The sequence below is a fragment of the Mesorhizobium sp. L103C105A0 genome, assembly GCF_000502215.1.
Classification (GTDB): Bacteria; Pseudomonadota; Alphaproteobacteria; order Rhizobiales; family Rhizobiaceae; genus Mesorhizobium.
This window is the reverse complement of sequence record NZ_AYXF01000002.1, coordinates 361499-376043: the sequence shown is the minus strand read 5'-3', so window position 1 is coordinate 376043 and position 14545 is coordinate 361499. Positions and strand designations below refer to the sequence as shown.

At 63.7% G+C, this 14545-nt stretch carries 13 protein-coding genes; 5 read left to right on the top strand and 8 right to left on the bottom strand.

Annotated features, from left to right (window positions below; all coding sequences use genetic code 11):
• Positions 1-19 precede the first annotated feature (19 nt).
• The 3 genes from X727_RS157880 to X727_RS157890 are packed head-to-tail and all read left to right on the top strand — an operon-like array spanning position 20 to position 3676.
• A complete protein-coding gene (locus X727_RS157880; protein ID WP_023833832.1) occupies positions 20-2089 on the top strand; it encodes a prolyl oligopeptidase family protein in 2070 nt (689 codons plus the stop codon).
• Positions 2090-2130: 41 nt separating this feature from the next.
• A complete protein-coding gene (locus tag X727_RS157885; RefSeq protein WP_245265757.1) occupies positions 2131-2244 on the top strand; it encodes a capsid protein in 114 nt (37 codons plus the stop codon).
• A gap of 52 nt (positions 2245-2296) precedes the next feature.
• Complete coding sequence (locus tag X727_RS157890) at positions 2297-3676, top strand: aspartate aminotransferase family protein (protein ID WP_023670423.1); 1380 nt, start codon at positions 2297-2299, stop codon at positions 3674-3676.
• A 425-nt stretch (positions 3677-4101) separates the two neighbouring features.
• On the opposite strand, the gene mmsB is transcribed toward X727_RS157890, so the two are convergent.
• The 3 genes from mmsB to X727_RS157905 all read right to left on the bottom strand — a co-directional run bounded on the left by mmsB (position 4102) and on the right by X727_RS157905 (position 6664).
• A complete protein-coding gene (mmsB, locus tag X727_RS157895; RefSeq protein WP_023688136.1) occupies positions 4102-4986 on the bottom strand; it encodes a 3-hydroxyisobutyrate dehydrogenase in 885 nt (294 codons plus the stop codon).
• A 112-nt stretch (positions 4987-5098) separates the two neighbouring features.
• Positions 5099-5467, bottom strand: a complete 369-nt coding sequence (locus X727_RS157900) for a four helix bundle protein (RefSeq protein WP_023833831.1) — start codon at positions 5465-5467, stop codon at positions 5099-5101.
• 27 nt (positions 5468-5494) lie between these two features.
• Positions 5495-6664, bottom strand: a complete 1170-nt coding sequence (locus X727_RS157905; RefSeq protein ID WP_023833830.1) for an isobutyryl-CoA dehydrogenase — start codon at positions 6662-6664, stop codon at positions 5495-5497.
• Between the two features lie 759 nt (positions 6665-7423).
• Between X727_RS157905 and X727_RS157910 the strand changes: the two genes are divergently transcribed.
• Entirely contained in the window at positions 7424-8884 is a 1461-nt protein-coding gene (locus X727_RS157910) for a cobyric acid synthase (protein ID WP_023730708.1), read from the top strand.
• Between the two features lie 148 nt (positions 8885-9032).
• Here the strand turns inward: X727_RS157910 and X727_RS1000000166120 are convergent, their stop codons facing one another.
• Positions 9033-9203, bottom strand: coding sequence for a hypothetical protein (locus X727_RS1000000166120; protein WP_023670429.1), 171 nt, complete (start codon positions 9201-9203; stop codon positions 9033-9035).
• 52 nt (positions 9204-9255) lie between these two features.
• A complete protein-coding gene (locus X727_RS157915) occupies positions 9256-10041 on the bottom strand; it encodes a TSUP family transporter (protein ID WP_023744730.1) in 786 nt (261 codons plus the stop codon).
• Positions 10042-10236: 195 nt separating this feature from the next.
• Here X727_RS157915 and X727_RS157920 point away from each other — a divergent pair, with 195 nt between their 5' ends.
• Positions 10237-10668 carry a TerB family tellurite resistance protein gene (locus X727_RS157920; protein WP_023688142.1) on the top strand — a complete coding sequence of 144 codons (432 nt, stop codon included), beginning with the start codon at positions 10237-10239 and terminating at the stop codon, positions 10666-10668.
• Positions 10669-10783: 115 nt separating this feature from the next.
• Here the strand turns inward: X727_RS157920 and X727_RS157925 are convergent, their stop codons facing one another.
• From X727_RS157925 to X727_RS157935, 3 genes are read right to left on the bottom strand one after another with little or no spacing between them, the layout of a single operon-like run.
• Entirely contained in the window at positions 10784-12406 is a 1623-nt protein-coding gene (locus X727_RS157925; RefSeq protein ID WP_023744731.1) for a dipeptide ABC transporter ATP-binding protein, read from the bottom strand.
• Positions 12403-13272: an ABC transporter permease gene (locus X727_RS157930; protein ID WP_023691037.1), complete on the bottom strand. Its 870-nt coding sequence runs from the start codon at positions 13270-13272 to the stop codon at positions 12403-12405. The genes X727_RS157925 and X727_RS157930 overlap by 4 nt, the downstream gene beginning before the upstream one ends.
• Positions 13269-14216 carry an ABC transporter permease gene (locus X727_RS157935; protein WP_023744733.1) on the bottom strand — a complete coding sequence of 316 codons (948 nt, stop codon included), beginning with the start codon at positions 14214-14216 and terminating at the stop codon, positions 13269-13271. Before X727_RS157935 ends, X727_RS157930 begins: the two co-directional genes overlap by 4 nt.
• Between the last annotated feature and the right edge of the window lie 329 nt (positions 14217-14545).

Genomic DNA, 14545 nt, shown 5'->3' with positions numbered 1-14545 from the left:
ACTAGCCTGGAGACCATGCGTGACCCAATCGACGACAAAACGCCAGACGGATGCCACCGTGGAGGACAAGTTCCTCTGGTTGGAGGACCGGACCAGCAAGGAATCGCTCGACTGGGTGCATCGCCAGAACGAGATCACCGTGGCCGAACTACAGGGCGATCCGTCCTACCAGGCGGCCTTCGAGACGGCGCTCGACCTGATGACGGCCGAAGACAACATCGCTGTGGGCGCCGCGCTCAACGGCCAAGTCTATAATTTCTGGCAGGACAAGACCAATGTGCTCGGCCTCTGGCGCCGCACGACGGTCGCCTCCTACAAGACCGAAAAGCCCGTGTGGGAGACGATCATCGACTTCGACGTGCTGTCGGCCAAGGAGGGGGTGAAGTGGGTGTTCAGCGGCGCCAGCCGCCTTTACCCCGATTTCAACCTTTGCCTGGTGGCGATGTCGCCGGATGGCGGCGATGCCAGCGAGATGCGCGAATTCGACATCGAGACCAAATCCTTCATCGAGGGCGGCTTCCGCGCTCCCGCCTCGAAATCCGGCTTTTCCTGGCTGGACAGGGACACGGTCATTGTCTCGGCTGCCTTCAATGAAGACGACAAGACCCAGTCCGGTTATCCGCGCGTCGTCAAGCTGTGGAAGCGCGGCACCCGGTTGGAGGAGGCGACGCCGATCTTCGAGGCCGAGAAGCAGGATCTCGCGGCCGGCGCGGGGGTCGAGCATGATGGCGACAGGCAGTATTTGTTTCTGGCCCGCACGATCGCCTTCTTCTCCTCGCACAGTTTTCTGCGCCTGCCGTCGGGCGAAAACCGGCGCATCCCGCTGCCGGACGATGTCACCGACACCGCGCTGTTCAAGGGCCGGTTCGTGTTCGGGGTGCGCAGCCCATGGACGGCGCCGGGCGGCACTGAGTGCTTGCCGGACGCCCTCTATTCCTTCGATTTCGAACACTGGATCGACACCGGCGACCTGGGCCCTGTTGAAACCATGCTCGCGCCAGCGCACCGTGTTTCGGTCGCCGGCATTGCCCGCACTCAGGACCGGCTGTTCATCAATCTGATGGACAATGTGCGCGGCAAGGTCGTTATCGCCGAGCGCAGCGGCGACCGCTGGTCGCTGAAGCCGGTGGCGCTGCCCGAGAACGGCAATGTCGGCATCGCGCATGCCGAGCATTTCGGTTCCAGCGTCTCCTTCTCCTTCACCGATTTCCTGACGCCGAGTTCGATCATCTGGTCGGACGATGACGGGGTGACGCTGGCCACCGTGAAATCGCAGCCGGCGCGGTTCGACGCCGCGCCGCTGGTCTCCGAACAGTTCGAGGCGCGCTCGAAGGACGGCACCATGATCCCGTATTTCGTCGTCAGGCGGCGCGACCAGAAGGGTCCGGTACCGACGCTTCTCTATGGTTATGGCGGCTTCGAAATACCGCTGCTGCCCGGCTATGCCGGCGTGCGCGGCAGGCTGTGGCTGGAGAAGGGCAATGCCTATGTGCAGGCCTGCATCCGCGGTGGCGGTGAGTTTGGGCCGGCCTGGCACCAGGCGGCGCTGAAGGGCAATCGCCAGACTGCCTTCGACGATTTCGCCGCGGTGGCGCAGGACGTCGTCAGGCGCGGCATCGCCACGGCTGCTTCCCTCGGCATCCAGGGCGGCTCGAATGGCGGCCTGCTTACCGGCGTTTCCCTGACGCAGCATCCCGAACTGTTCGGCGCCGTCATCATCGAGGTGCCGCTGCTCGACATGCTGCGCTACACCGAACTGCCGCCAGGCGCCTCGTGGATCGGCGAATATGGCGATCCGGCAAAACCGGAAGAAGCCAAGTGGCTCGCCGCCTATTCGCCGTACCATCATGTCTCGGCCGATGCCGTCTATCCCCCGGTGCTGCTCACGACATCAACCGCCGACGACCGCGTCCATCCCGGCCATGCCCGCAAGATGGCGGCGAAGCTGCAGGAAGCAGGTCACGGCAAGACGTTGTTCTTCGAGGAGACGGAAGGCGGCCATGGCGGGCGCGGCGACCGCCGGCCGCAAGCGGCGCAAACCGCCATGAAATACGTGTTCCTGCAAAGGGTATCGAGCGGCACCGCTTGAATTTCGGGCCTCGGGCGGCATAGACTGCCGCCATGGTCTACATGAGCACATCCGGCGCCTTCGGGGTCGCGGTGACACCGTCGCCGCGCACGCTGCGCGCCGAACTGCTCAGGCTGTGCGCTCGCATCGGCTATTCGCCGCCCGCCGTCCTCTGACGAAGTCGCCCCGGCAGCTTGCCGGTTTGATTCCAGAGGAAAGAGCAAACCCATGACTTACCAGAACTATTCGCTGAAGCAGCTTCAGCAGATTGACGCCGCGCATCATCTGCATCCCTTCACCGACCACAAGGAATTGCGCGAGACCGGCTCGCGCATCATCACCCACGCCAACGGCCCGTTCATCTACGATGCCGACGGCACCGAAATACTCGACGGCATGGCCGGGCTGTGGTGCGTCAATGTCGGCTATGGCCGCGACGAGCTGGCCGACGCCGCTTACGCGCAGATGAAGGAATTGCCCTACTACAATTCCTTCTTCAAATGCTCGACGCCGACGCCCGTGCTGCTGTCGAAGAAGCTGGCCGAGCTGGCGCCCAAGGGCATCAGCCAGGTTTTCTACGGCTCCTCCGGCTCGGAGGCCAACGACACGGCGCTGCGGCTCGTGCGCCACTATTGGGTGCTGGAAGGCAAGCCGGAGAAGAACCGCATCATCTCGCGCAAGTCGGCCTATCACGGCTCGACCGTCGCCGGGACGTCGCTGGGCGGCATGGATTTGATGCACAAGCAGCTCGGCGGGGCGGTTCCCAACATCGTCCATGTCATGATGCCCTATGCTTATGAGTTGGCGCTGCCCGGCGAAAGCGACCATGATTTCGGCCTGCGCGCGGCCAAGGCCGTCGAGGACGCCATCCTCGAAGCCGGTGCCGACAAGGTGGCGGCCTTCATCGGCGAGCCGGTGATGGGCGCGGGCGGGGTGAAAATACCGCCGATGAGCTATTGGCCGGAAGTGCAGCGCATCTGCCGCAAATACGATGTGCTTTTGATGCTGGACGAGGTCATCACCGGCTATGGCCGCACCGGCGAATGGTTTGCGGCGCAGACCTTCGGCGTCGAGGCTGACACCATCACCACGGCCAAGGCACTGACCTCGGGCTATCAGCCGCTGTCGGCGCTGCTGGTCGGCGACCGTATCGCGGCGACGCTGGTCGAAAAGGGCGGCGAATTCTACCACGGCTATACCTATTCGGGTCACCCGGTGGCCTGCGCGGTGGCGCTGAAGAATCTCGAGATCATGGAGCGCGAAGGCCTGGTCGACAGGGTCAGGAACGACACCGGACCTTACTTCGCCCAGGCGCTGCAAGAGCGCATTGCCGGCCACGAACTGGTCGGCGAGGTGCGATCGATCGGGCTGATGGGCGCGATCGAGATCGTCAAGGACAAGGCGACCAAGGAGCGGTTCCTGCCGGCGGGCAGTGCCGCCGTCACCGTCCGCGACCACGCCATCGCGCAAGGCCTTATGCTGCGCGCCACCGGCGACACGATGATCCTGTCGCCGCCGCTGATCTGGACCCGCGCGACGATCGACATGGCTTGCGATCGCATCGCCAAAGCGCTGGATCTGGCGCAAGCGGATTTGCGCAAGAAGTAGATGGAACGAGCGCCGGGCGCCTTGCAAACAGGGCGCCCGGACTGTGCGCCTGCTTATCGTCAGGGTCGACGGGGTCAGCGCACCGATCGTGCTGGTCAATAAAGGCCATGAGGCAATTCCGAACGCTGCAATCGGAATAATAATTCAGACCGAGCAGTATAGTACTGCAAAACGCAAAAACCGCGCTCCATAGGAACGCGGCTTTGCCAGATACGCATGGCATTTCGCCAACAATACACTTGCGAAACTTACGGGCTCCGGTACGCGAGACCTGATCCGGAGCGCCGGGCGGATGCGATATGTCCGCCTCGCCATCCGTTATATAGGCACATCGTTACCGCCGGGTTATCGAGAGCTTAAGCAAATCTAAATTTGCAATTTTTCCGCGCAATAAAAATCGAGAAAAGCGCTGCCAAATTCGAAACTTATAGAGAACTGCCGCGAAGGAAATTTATGATGCCGGAAAAATCCGATCCGCCATTTCCCTGGGCGTTGAACAGCGCATAAAGCTGGGCCGCTTCGGCCCCCATTGGCGTCACCGCGCCGGCGCTTTGGGCCGCCTCCTGCGCCAGTTTCAGGTCCTTCAGCATGAGTGCTGCGGCAAAGCCCGGTTTGTAGTCGCGGTTGGCGGGTGAGGCCGGCACGGGACCCGGCACCGGGCAATAGGTGGTCAGCGACCAGCACTGGCCCGACGAGGTCGAGGCAACGTCGAACAGGGCCTGATGCGAGAGGCCGAGCTTTTCGGCCAGCACGAAGGCCTCTGCGACGCCGATCATCGAAATGCCGAGCATCATGTTATTGCAGATTTTGGCTGCCTGACCGGCGCCGTCGTCACCGCAATGGACGATGCGGCCTGCCATCGGCTTCAGGACCGGTTCGGCCTTGGCGAAGGCATCCTTGGCGCCGCCGGCCATGAAGGTCAGCGTTCCCGCAGCAGCACCGCCGGTGCCGCCGGAGACGGGGGCGTCGATCGAATGCAGCCCGTGCTTCCTTGCTACGGCATGCGCCTTGCGGGCCGACTCGACATCGATGGTCGAGGAATCAATGAACAGGGCGCCTGGTTTGGCCTTGGGTGCGATGTCCTCGTAGACCGAGAGCACGTGCTTGCCGGCGGGAAGCATGGTGATCACGACATCGACGTCCTTCACCGCGGCAACAGCATTAGCCATGACGGTGACACCATGCTCGCGCGCGACGGTCAGGTTCTCCGGCATCAGGTCGAAGCCATGTACCGTATGACCCGCCTTGACCAGATTGGCGGCCATAGGATTGCCCATATTACCCAAGCCGATGAAGGCGACAGTGGTCATAGTGGTGCTCCATGATGAGTAGGCAGTAGGCAGTAGGCAGTAGGCAGTAGGCAGTAGGCAGTAGGCAGTAGGCAGTAGGCAGTAGGCAGTAGGCAGTAGGCAGTAGGGCGACCTATTCGGGTGCGAGTTTGAGAATAAGTTGGCGAAGCATTTTTCCGATGGCCTCGGCCGCCAGAAGCAGGTGCTCAGCTTGCCCATGCGTGGCAACGCCAATGCGTTGAGCGATTTGGAGGTGTGTCTCGAACTCCTTAAGCGAGCCTTGGGCTATCCTGAGAAATTGCTGATAGGAGCCTCGGTTGTCTCGGCCATAGCCTTCCGCGATGTTTGCAGGGATAGAGGTTGCTGAACGGCGGATTTGGCTGATCAGCCCATATAATTCCTCTTTGGGCCATGTCTTGGTCAATGAGTAGGTGCTGACAGCCAGATCCATCGCCTGCTGCCATACGATAAGATCCTTGTACGAGTTGACCTTGCCGGTCATCTTTGCCTACTGCCTACTGCCTACTGCCTACTGCCGTCCGATCAACGCCCGCGCGATGATGACGCGCATGATCTCGTTGGTGCCTTCGAGGATCTGGTGGACGCGCAGGTCGCGCACCAGTTTTTCGATACCGTAATCATGAAGATAGCCATAACCGCCATGCAGCTGCAGCGCCTCGTTGGCGACGTTGAAGCCGATGTCGGTGACGAAGCGCTTGGCCATGGCCGACCATTTGCCGGCATCCGACGCCTTGCGGTCGAGTTTCGAGGCGGCGGCGTAGAGAAAGATCCGCGCTGCCTGCAATTCGGTCTCCATGTCGGCCAACCTGAACTGCAGCGCCTGGAACTGGTTGATCTTCGAGCCGAAAGCCTTGCGCTCGGCGGTATAGGACAGCGCCTTGTCGAGCGCAGATTGCGCGCCGCCGAGCGAACAGGCAGCGATATTGAGGCGGCCGCCGTCAAGGCCGGCCATGGCGATGCCGAAACCTGCGCCTTCCCCCGACAGCAGGTTTGCAGCCGGCACCTTGCAGTCCTCGAAGATCACCTGGCGGGTCGACTGCATGTGCCAGCCCATCTTGTGCTCGTTGGCGCCGAAGGACAGGCCGGGCGCATCCTTCGGCACGACGAAGGTGGAAATGCCCTTCGGCCCGTCGGCGCCGGTGCGCGCCATGACGACATAGAGGTCGCTGTCGCCGGCCCCGGAGATGAACTGCTTGGCGCCGTTAAGCACATAGTCGTCGCCGCTCTTCACCGCGCGCGTCTTCAGCGCCGCGGCATCCGAGCCTGAGCCCGGCTCGGTCAGGCAGTAGCTCGCCAGCCATTCCATCGAGGTCAGCTTCGGCAGGAAGCGTTGGCGCTGCTCGTCGTCGCCGAAGCGGTCGATCATCGACGCCGCCATATTGTGGATCGAGATGAAGGAGGAAAACGCCGGATCGGCGTGCGACAGTGCCTCGAAGATCAGCACGGCGTCGAGCCGGCCGAGCGCCGAGCCGCCGACATCGTCCCTGACATAGATGCCGCCGAGGCCGAGCGGGCCGGTCTCGCGGATTACATCGGCGGGAAAGTGTCTTGCCCGGTCCCATTCGAGCGCATTGGGCGCAACGCGATCGGCGGCGAAGGCCTGTGCCATCTCCTGGATGGCGCGCTGCTCCTCATTGAGTTCGAACTGACTGGTGCTCGCATCGACCGCGGCGTCCATGGCGTGCTCCCTGTGTTTCCCCAGCTGGGGTTGGCTTGCTGGCCTGTTGTTTTTGGCTTTGCGCGCCGCTCAATCTAGACCAATGATGCCGCCGCGCAACCCGGCTCGCCGCGCAGCCGCTGTGCATGAATGGATCAACGGAGCATTGCGTGCCGACATATTTCGACGAATTGCTCGACCGCTTCCATGCCTATCTCCGGGGCGTGGACAACGCGCTGGTGCGGGACGCCGTGACCCGGATCGGCTGGAATATGACGGCGCGCGTGCTCGAAGCGCATCCGCTGCCTTGCCTTGGTCTGCTCGACCGCATTGTCAAACTGGCGCCGCCGGCCCCGCAGCCTCTGGTGCAACTGCTGGCGGAGCGTCGTGACGATCTGTGCTGGGGGCAGACCTACAACGCGAGCGATTTTGGTGAAGCGTTCTTGCAGAACTACGGCTGGCTGGAGGTGTTTGGCACGCGCGGCCATTTCGCCAATGAAGAGGTCGCGGCCGGATTGCTGATCCTGGGGCCCGGCATCACCTATCCCGACCATCATCACATTGCCGAGGAGATCTACATTCCGCTGACCGGCGGCACCGAGTGGCGCATGGGCGAAGGCGGCTTTCACACCCGCCAGGCGGGCGAAATTATCCATCACGCCTCCAATGTCAGCCATGCCATGCGCACCGGCAGCGAAGCGTTGCTGGCGCTCTACATCTGGCGCGGCGAGCCGCTGGCGCAGAAAGATCGGAAGAGCGTCGTGTAGGGANAAGGCGATCATGCTGCAAGGCACGGGTTCGGATGTCGGCAAGACGGTGCTGGTGGCGGGGCTCTGCCGCGCGGCCAGGAATCGCGGGCTGAAAGTCAGGCCGTTCAAGCCGCAGAACATGTCGAACAATGCCGCCGTCGCCGACATTCCGGGCGACAACCGCCCCGGCGGCGGCGAGATTGGCCGTGGGCAATGGCTGCAAGCGCTGGCGTGTGGTGTTCAGCCGACCGTGCATATGAATCCGGTGCTGCTCAAACCCCAGAGCGACATCGGTTCGCAGGTGATCGTGCAAGGCAAGGTGTTCGGCGAGGCGCGAGCGCGCGACTACCAGACAATGAAAGCGGGGCTGATGGACGCCGTGCTGGAGTCCTGGACGAAGGTCGGTGAGGGCGCCGATCTGGTCGTCGTCGAGGGCGCCGGATCGCCGGCCGAAATCAACCTGCGCAGCCGCGACATCGCCAATATGGGCTTTGCCACACGCGCCGACGTGCCGGTGATTCTGGTCGGCGACATCGACCGCGGTGGCGTCATCGCTTCGGTCGCCGGCACGCATCTGATCCTGCCGGAGGAAGACAGGCGCATGATCGTCGGCTACCTCATCAATAAGTTCCGCGGCGATGTCTCGCTGTTCGACGACGGCATCCGGTCGATCGAAAGCTTCACCGGCTGGCGCTGCTTTGGCGTCGTGCCGTGGCTGAAGGCGGCGGCGCGATTGCCTTCGGAGGATTCGGTCGTGCTCGAACGCCTGGCATCGGGCGAGAAGCGGGCGTTGAAGGTCGCCGTGCCGATGCTTGGCCGCATCGCCAATTTCGACGACCTCGATCCGCTCAAGGCCGAGCCGCAGGTCGAAGTGGTGTTCGTGCCGCCGGGGCAGCGCTTGCCGGAGGATGCCGGCCTGGTGGTCATTCCCGGTTCCAAATCGACGATCGGGGATCTCATGAAATTCCGCGAGAATGGCTGGGATCGCGATCTCCTCGCGCACCGCAAACGCGGCGGCCATATCGTCGGCATTTGCGGCGGTTTCCAGATGCTCGGCCGCCTGGTGCGCGATCCCGATGGCATCGAGGGCAGCGTCACCGAGGCGGAAGGTCTTGGTCTGCTCGACATCGAGACGGTGATGGAACCGGAAAAGACGGTGCGCAATGTCAGCGCGCGCTCGGTGCCGTTCGGCTTGGCGCTCGAGGGCTACGAAATCCATCTCGGCCGCACCACCGGGCCGGACATGGCGCGGCCGTCGGCTGTGATCAACGGCATCGACGACGGTGCCATTTCCGCCGATGGCAAGGTTTTTGGCAGCTATCTGCACGGCCTGTTTTCCGCCGACGCTTTCCGGGCGAGATTCCTGGAAAGCCTCGGCGTGAAAGGCGGCGGCGTCGACTATCGGGCGGACGTGGAAAACGCTCTGGACGAGATCGCAGCCGAACTGGAGCGCCATCTCGATTGCGATGCGATTTTTGGGTTAGCGAGGTAGGGCCGCCCATCGTTTCGTCATCCTCGGGTCTGCGCGTCCGCTTTGCTTCATGGTCATCCTTCCGCGCGGAAGAGCCTAACAGACCATGCATCCAAAGCAAAAGCGCCCGGCTTTGACCGGGCGCTTCGAATGCAGAAGTCGCGGGTGCCTAGGCGCCGCGCATCAGGCAGGCGGCGGCAAGCACGATGTATGCGATGAGGACAATCCACACCGCAGCCAGAGGAATGAACGCAAGAACGCCAAGCGCGGCGAGCACGCCGATGATGGCGATAACTAGGGATATGATGAAAACAAGCTGAGTGGGTGCACTAAGATTCATGTGTGGTCCCTCCAACATGATTCGTACAACGGCACTCTATCAGGCGTGAGGCTTATACACCAATCAGCTGGCGCAATGGGTTCGCCGGGTCGGCCAGCAGCTTCACCGCCAGCGACAGGCAGATGATCACCAGCAGCGGCTTGATCAGCCGGGCGCCGATGCGGATGGCAAGGCTGGCGCCGAGCCGGGCGCCGAGGAACTGGGCGACGCCCATCATCAGCCCGATCTTCCAGTAGACGACGCCGGCGACGGCAAAGACGATGAAGCCGCCAATGTTGGAGGCGAAATTGAGCAGCTTGGTGTGTGCCGTCGCCTTGAGCACGCCGAAGCCGGCAAGGCTGACGAAGGCCAGCATATAGAAGGAGCCGGCTCCCGGCCCGAACAGCCCGTCATAGAAGCCGACCAAAGGGGCGATGACCAGCCCGAACAGGAAGGGCGACAGGCGCTCGGCGCGGTCGACATCGTTCATGTTGGGTTTCACGGCGAAGTAGATCGCGATGGCGATCAAAAGCAGCGGCAGCAGCGCTCGCAGGAGATCACCCGGCACGAATGCCGCCAGCAAGGCGCCGACGGCACTGCCGGCAAGGGCCAGAAGCGCCGATGGCAGCTGTCGGCGCAGATCGACATGGCCCTTCATGGCGTAGTGGATGGTCGCCGAAGCGGTGCCGAAAATGCCCTGCAGCTTGTTGGTTCCAAGTGCTGCGACCGGCGGGAAGCCGGCAAGCAGCAGGGCCGGGATGGTGATCAGCCCGCCGCCGCCGGCTATCGAATCGACAAAGCCGGCTGCAAAAGCGGCCAAGGCAAGCATGATGACGGTCTGGGTGGCGAGGTCGAGCATCGGGATTTTCTGAACATTCCGGCGGGAAAGGTGGTGCCGCGCCTTCTCATGGCCATCCGGTTTGCGCAAGGCCGATTCCGCGCTACGTCCATCCAAGCGCGTTGCGCTTGGATTTCCTGTGGTGCATGTCATTATCCCAATACCGCTGGGCAGTTTTGGGTTTGCACTGGGCGGGCTCGGAAAAAAGGGACACTGTTGGCGATGGCATTGCTCGACCAGATACGCTCGATCTTCGATGGTGACCCCGGCGTGCGCAAGGTTGCCGACGACCCCGTGCTGTCGGCGGAACTCTTGATGCTGTTTCGCATGATCCTGGCCGACGGCTCGGTTTCGGAGAGCGAAATGGTCGCCTTCCGGCGTATCTGCAAGGACGCCTTCGGCATCCCGGAAACCAGCATCGACGCGGTCATCGAATATCTCAATGATTTCGGCTACGAGACCAACGGTTCGCAAGCCATTGCGCTGTTCCGCGATCTCGATGTCGAACGGCGCAAGTTGCTGGCGCTCCACATGGCGGAAATCGCCAAAGCCGATTCCAAGCTGGCCGAGAGCGAAGTGCGGCTGCTGCGCCGCACGCTCGATTTGCTCGACATCAGCCCGGTCGATGTGGTGAAGCCGGAGGAGTGAGGCAGACCAGGGGCAACGGCCGCCCAGCCGGGTCCCCGCTGCTTCGCAGCGTCCCAGCGTTCGTGACCTTTCATCGTGCCACTGGCACGATAAATTCGCTCCGCGAACCGGTCACTCAGCCCTGTTCCTGCATACGGCGAGCGATCGCCCGATGCAGATCGGGCGCAGCCGCGACCAGCGCCCTGGCCGCCTCCGACTGCGGATGATCGAGCACGTCGCCGGTCTTGCCGCGCTCGACGATCCTGCCGTCATGCATGACCAGCACCTCATCGGTGATGGCGCGGGCGACGGTCAAATCGTGAGTGATGAAGAGATAGCCGATGCCGAGCTTCTGGTTGAGCTCTGCGAACAGATCGAGGATCTGGGCGCGGATCGACACGTCGAGCGCCGAGACCGGCTCGTCGGCGACGACCAGCTTCGGCCTTGTGATGATGGCGCGGGCGATCGACAGGCGCTGGCGCTGGCCGCCGGAAAACTCATGCGGATATTTGTCCATGTCGCTGACGCCGAGGCCGACCTCGTGCAGCGCATGCGCCACCATCTCGCGCCGCTCGGCCGGTGTCGGCTTCGTCTCCAGTACATGCAGCGGCTCGGCGACCAGTTTCTCGACCTTCTGGCGCGGGTCGAAAGAGCCGTAGGGATCCTGGAACACCACCTGCATGTCGCGCCGCGCGGCTTTGAGCTCCGCCTCGCTTTTGCCGGTGATGGTCTCGCCGCGAAAGCGGATCGTTCCCGATGTCGATTTGTCGAGCGCCAGGATCATGCGGGCAAGCGTTGACTTGCCGCAGCCGGAGCGGCCGACCAGCGCCACCGATTGGCCCGGCGCCAGCGACAAGGACACGTCGTCGACGGCGCGGATTGGAGCCGCTGACTTGAACAGGGAGGTGCGCCGGCCCGGATAGTCCCGTGTCACGCCTTCGACCTCAAGCAGCGGTTTGCCCTGGCCGGTGGCGTGAACCTTGGCGCGCGCGGGCACGTGCATGGAGGCCAGCGCCAGCTGGCGCGTGTAGGGATGCAGCTGTTCCGATAGCGTGCGTGCGGTGTCGCCGGCTTCCATCACCTCGCCATGACGCAGGATGGTGATGCGGTCGGCCATTTCGGTGACGACGGCGAGATCGTGCGAGATCAGAAGCAGGCCCATGCGGTTTTCGCTGACAAAGCCGCGCAAGAGGTCGAGGATCTGCGCCTGCAGCACCACGTCGAGCGCCGTGGTCGGCTCGTCGGCGATGAGCAGCTTGGGTTTCAATGCGCAGGCAATGGCGATGACGACGCGCTGGCGCTGGCCGCCCGACAGTTCGTGCGGATAGCGCGACAGCGGGAATTTGGCCTCCGGCAGGCCAACGCGGTCGAGCATTTTGCGCGCGCGGTCTTCGGCGTCGGCACGGCTTGCCCTGGTGTGCCAGCGTATGCCTTCGGCGACCTGCTCGCCGATGGTCTTGACGGGGTTGAGCGCCGTCATCGGCTCCTGGAACACCATGCCGATGTCGTCCCCACGCAGCGCGCACATCTGGTCCTCGGTTGCGGCCAGAATATCGATGCCGTCGAAGGTCACGCGGCCGGTGGCGCGCGCCGCATGCGGCAGAAGCTGCGTGATGGTCAGCGCCGTCATCGATTTGCCGGAACCGGATTCACCGACCAGGCCCATCACCTCGCCGGGCGCGACGGAGAGCTCGACCCCTTTCAGGATCGGCGTGTCGCCGACGGCCAGCGACAGGTTCTCGATCTGCAGCAGGCTCATCGCTGCCGCCGCGATTTCGGGTCGAGTATGTCGGCGATGCCGTCACCGAGCAGATTGAGCCCAAGCACGGTGATGACGATGGCCATGCCGGGGAAGATCGCCATCCAAGGCGCCACCACCATGCGCGTCTGCGCGTCGAACAGCATGCGGCCCCAGCTCGGCATTGGCGGCTGGGCGCCGAGGCCGACATAGGAGAGACCGGCTTCGGCCAAAATGCCGAGCGCGAACTGGATGGTGCCTTGCACCAGAAGCAGCGTGGCGATGTTGGGCAGCACGTGCTCGATTGTAATCTGCGTCTTGCTCTTGCCGGCGGCGCGCGCGGCGAGAATGAACTCGCGTGGCCAGATCGCCAGCGCGCCGGCGCGGGCGACGCGCGCAAACACCGGGATGTTGAAGATGCCGATGGCGATGATGGCGTTGATGGCGCCCGGTCCGAAGATGGCGGTGATCATGATCGCCGACAAAAGCGCCGGGAAGGCGAAGACAAGGTCGTTCAGCCGCATCAGCGCCTCGTCGACAAACCCGCCGCGCGCCGCGGCGAAGGCGCCGAGCGGCACGCCGACGCCCATGCCGATGCCGACCGCGACCAGCGCCACGGCAATCGAGTTGCGGGCGCCGACCATGATCATCGACAGGATGTCGCGGCCGAAATGATCGGTGCCGAACCAGTGCGCCGCAGAGGGCGCCAGCGTCTTGTCCGAGATCACCAGCTTGGTCACGTCGTAGGGCGTCCAGACGTAGGAGATGACCGCTATTGCAGCCACCAGCACCGTGATGGCGAAGCCGATGAGGAAGGAGCGGTTGCGGAAGGCCTTGGCCAGAATGCTGCCCAACGTCTCCTGCGGGATGTCGATGTGCAGCGTCATTGCCGGCCTCGAAGGCGCGGATCGACGATGGCGTAGGAGACGTCGACGACGAGGTTAACGGCAATGACGGCGACGACCAGCAGCATGACGATGCTTTCCACCACGATCAGGTCGCGCTGAGTGATCGCCTGGAACACCAGCCGTCCGAGGCCGGGGAGATAAAAGACGTTCTCGATGATGATGGTGCCGGCGAGCAGGAAGGCGAATTGCAGCCCCAGAATGGTCAGAACCGGGATCATCGCGTTGCGCAGCGCGTGCCGCCATAGTACGGCACGATAGGGCAGGCCCTTGGCGCGGGCGGTGCGGATATAATCCTCGTTCAGCACCTCGAGCAGCGCGGAGCGGGCAACGCGCGCCAGGATCGCGGCCTGCGGCAGCGCAAGTGCTACGGCCGGCAGCAGCAGCGATTTCAGGGCCGGCCACGCGCCGGCGCTCCAGCCGGGAAAGCCGCCGGCCGGCACCAGCCGCAGCCACACGGCAAATAGGTAGATCAGCATCAGCGCGAACCAGAAGTTCGGGATGGCGACGCCGAGTTGGGCGGCGCCCATGGCGATCGTGTCACCGGCCCGGCCGCGCCGGCTGGCGGAATAGAGCCCGACCGGGATGGCAATGATGGTGGACAGCGCCAGCGCGATCAGCGCCAGCGGCAGGGAAACCGCCATGCGCTCGCGGACAAGGTCGATGACCGGCACCGAATAAGTGTAGGAGCGGCCGAAATCGAGGCTGAGCAGACCGCCGACCCAGTGGAGGTAGCGCAGGAGAAGCGGCGCGTTGAGGCCCATCTGGTTGCGCAGGAGTTCGACCTGCTCGGCGCTGGCGTTGAGGCCAAGCATCAGCCGCGCCGGATCGCCGGGCAGGATTTCGAGCATGGCGAAGACGACCATCGAGGCCAGGATCAAGGTTGCGATGGCGATGGCGAGGCGTTTGAGGAGGTAGGCGGTCATGGTGGCGGGAATGGTGCGTTGCCAAGTGCGATGACTGAGCAAAGGCAGCGTTCTGTCACACCCCCCTCTGTCCTGCCGGACCCGGCCCTTCGCTGTCGCTTCGGGCGTTCGTTGTTCGGAAAGCCAAGCAGTTGGCTTTCCGTCCGCTGCGCGGACCACTCCTCACCCCCCGCAAGGGGGGAGATCAGCAGTTTCAGCGCCGGGCTTTCCTTTGCGGCGCTGGCAATTGGCGAAAGCGGAGACGAGAGCCCAATCTCCCCCCTTGCGGGGGAGATGCCCGGCAGGGCAGAGGGGGGTGTGACGGAGCGCAAACGCCGCCCTTTGGCCCG

Coding starts and splice junctions, on each gene's coding strand:
- X727_RS157885 (WP_245265757.1), top strand. CDS start 2,131: ATGAGCACATCCGGCGCCTTCGGGGTCGCGGTGACACCGTCGCCGCGC.
- X727_RS157890 (WP_023670423.1), top strand. CDS start 2,297: ATGACTTACCAGAACTATTCGCTGAAGCAGCTTCAGCAGATTGACGCC.
- mmsB (WP_023688136.1), bottom strand. CDS start 4,986: ATGACCACTGTCGCCTTCATCGGCTTGGGTAATATGGGCAATCCTATG.
- X727_RS157900 (WP_023833831.1), bottom strand. CDS start 5,467: ATGACCGGCAAGGTCAACTCGTACAAGGATCTTATCGTATGGCAGCAG.
- X727_RS157905 (WP_023833830.1), bottom strand. CDS start 6,664: ATGGACGCCGCGGTCGATGCGAGCACCAGTCAGTTCGAACTCAATGAG.
- X727_RS157910 (WP_023730708.1), top strand. CDS start 7,424: ATGCTGCAAGGCACGGGTTCGGATGTCGGCAAGACGGTGCTGGTGGCG.
- X727_RS1000000166120 (WP_023670429.1), bottom strand. CDS start 9,203: ATGAATCTTAGTGCACCCACTCAGCTTGTTTTCATCATATCCCTAGTT.
- X727_RS157915 (WP_023744730.1), bottom strand. CDS start 10,041: ATGCTCGACCTCGCCACCCAGACCGTCATCATGCTTGCCTTGGCCGCT.
- X727_RS157925 (WP_023744731.1), bottom strand. CDS start 12,406: ATGAGCCTGCTGCAGATCGAGAACCTGTCGCTGGCCGTCGGCGACACG.
- X727_RS157930 (WP_023691037.1), bottom strand. CDS start 13,272: ATGACGCTGCACATCGACATCCCGCAGGAGACGTTGGGCAGCATTCTG.
- X727_RS157935 (WP_023744733.1), bottom strand. CDS start 14,216: ATGACCGCCTACCTCCTCAAACGCCTCGCCATCGCCATCGCAACCTTG.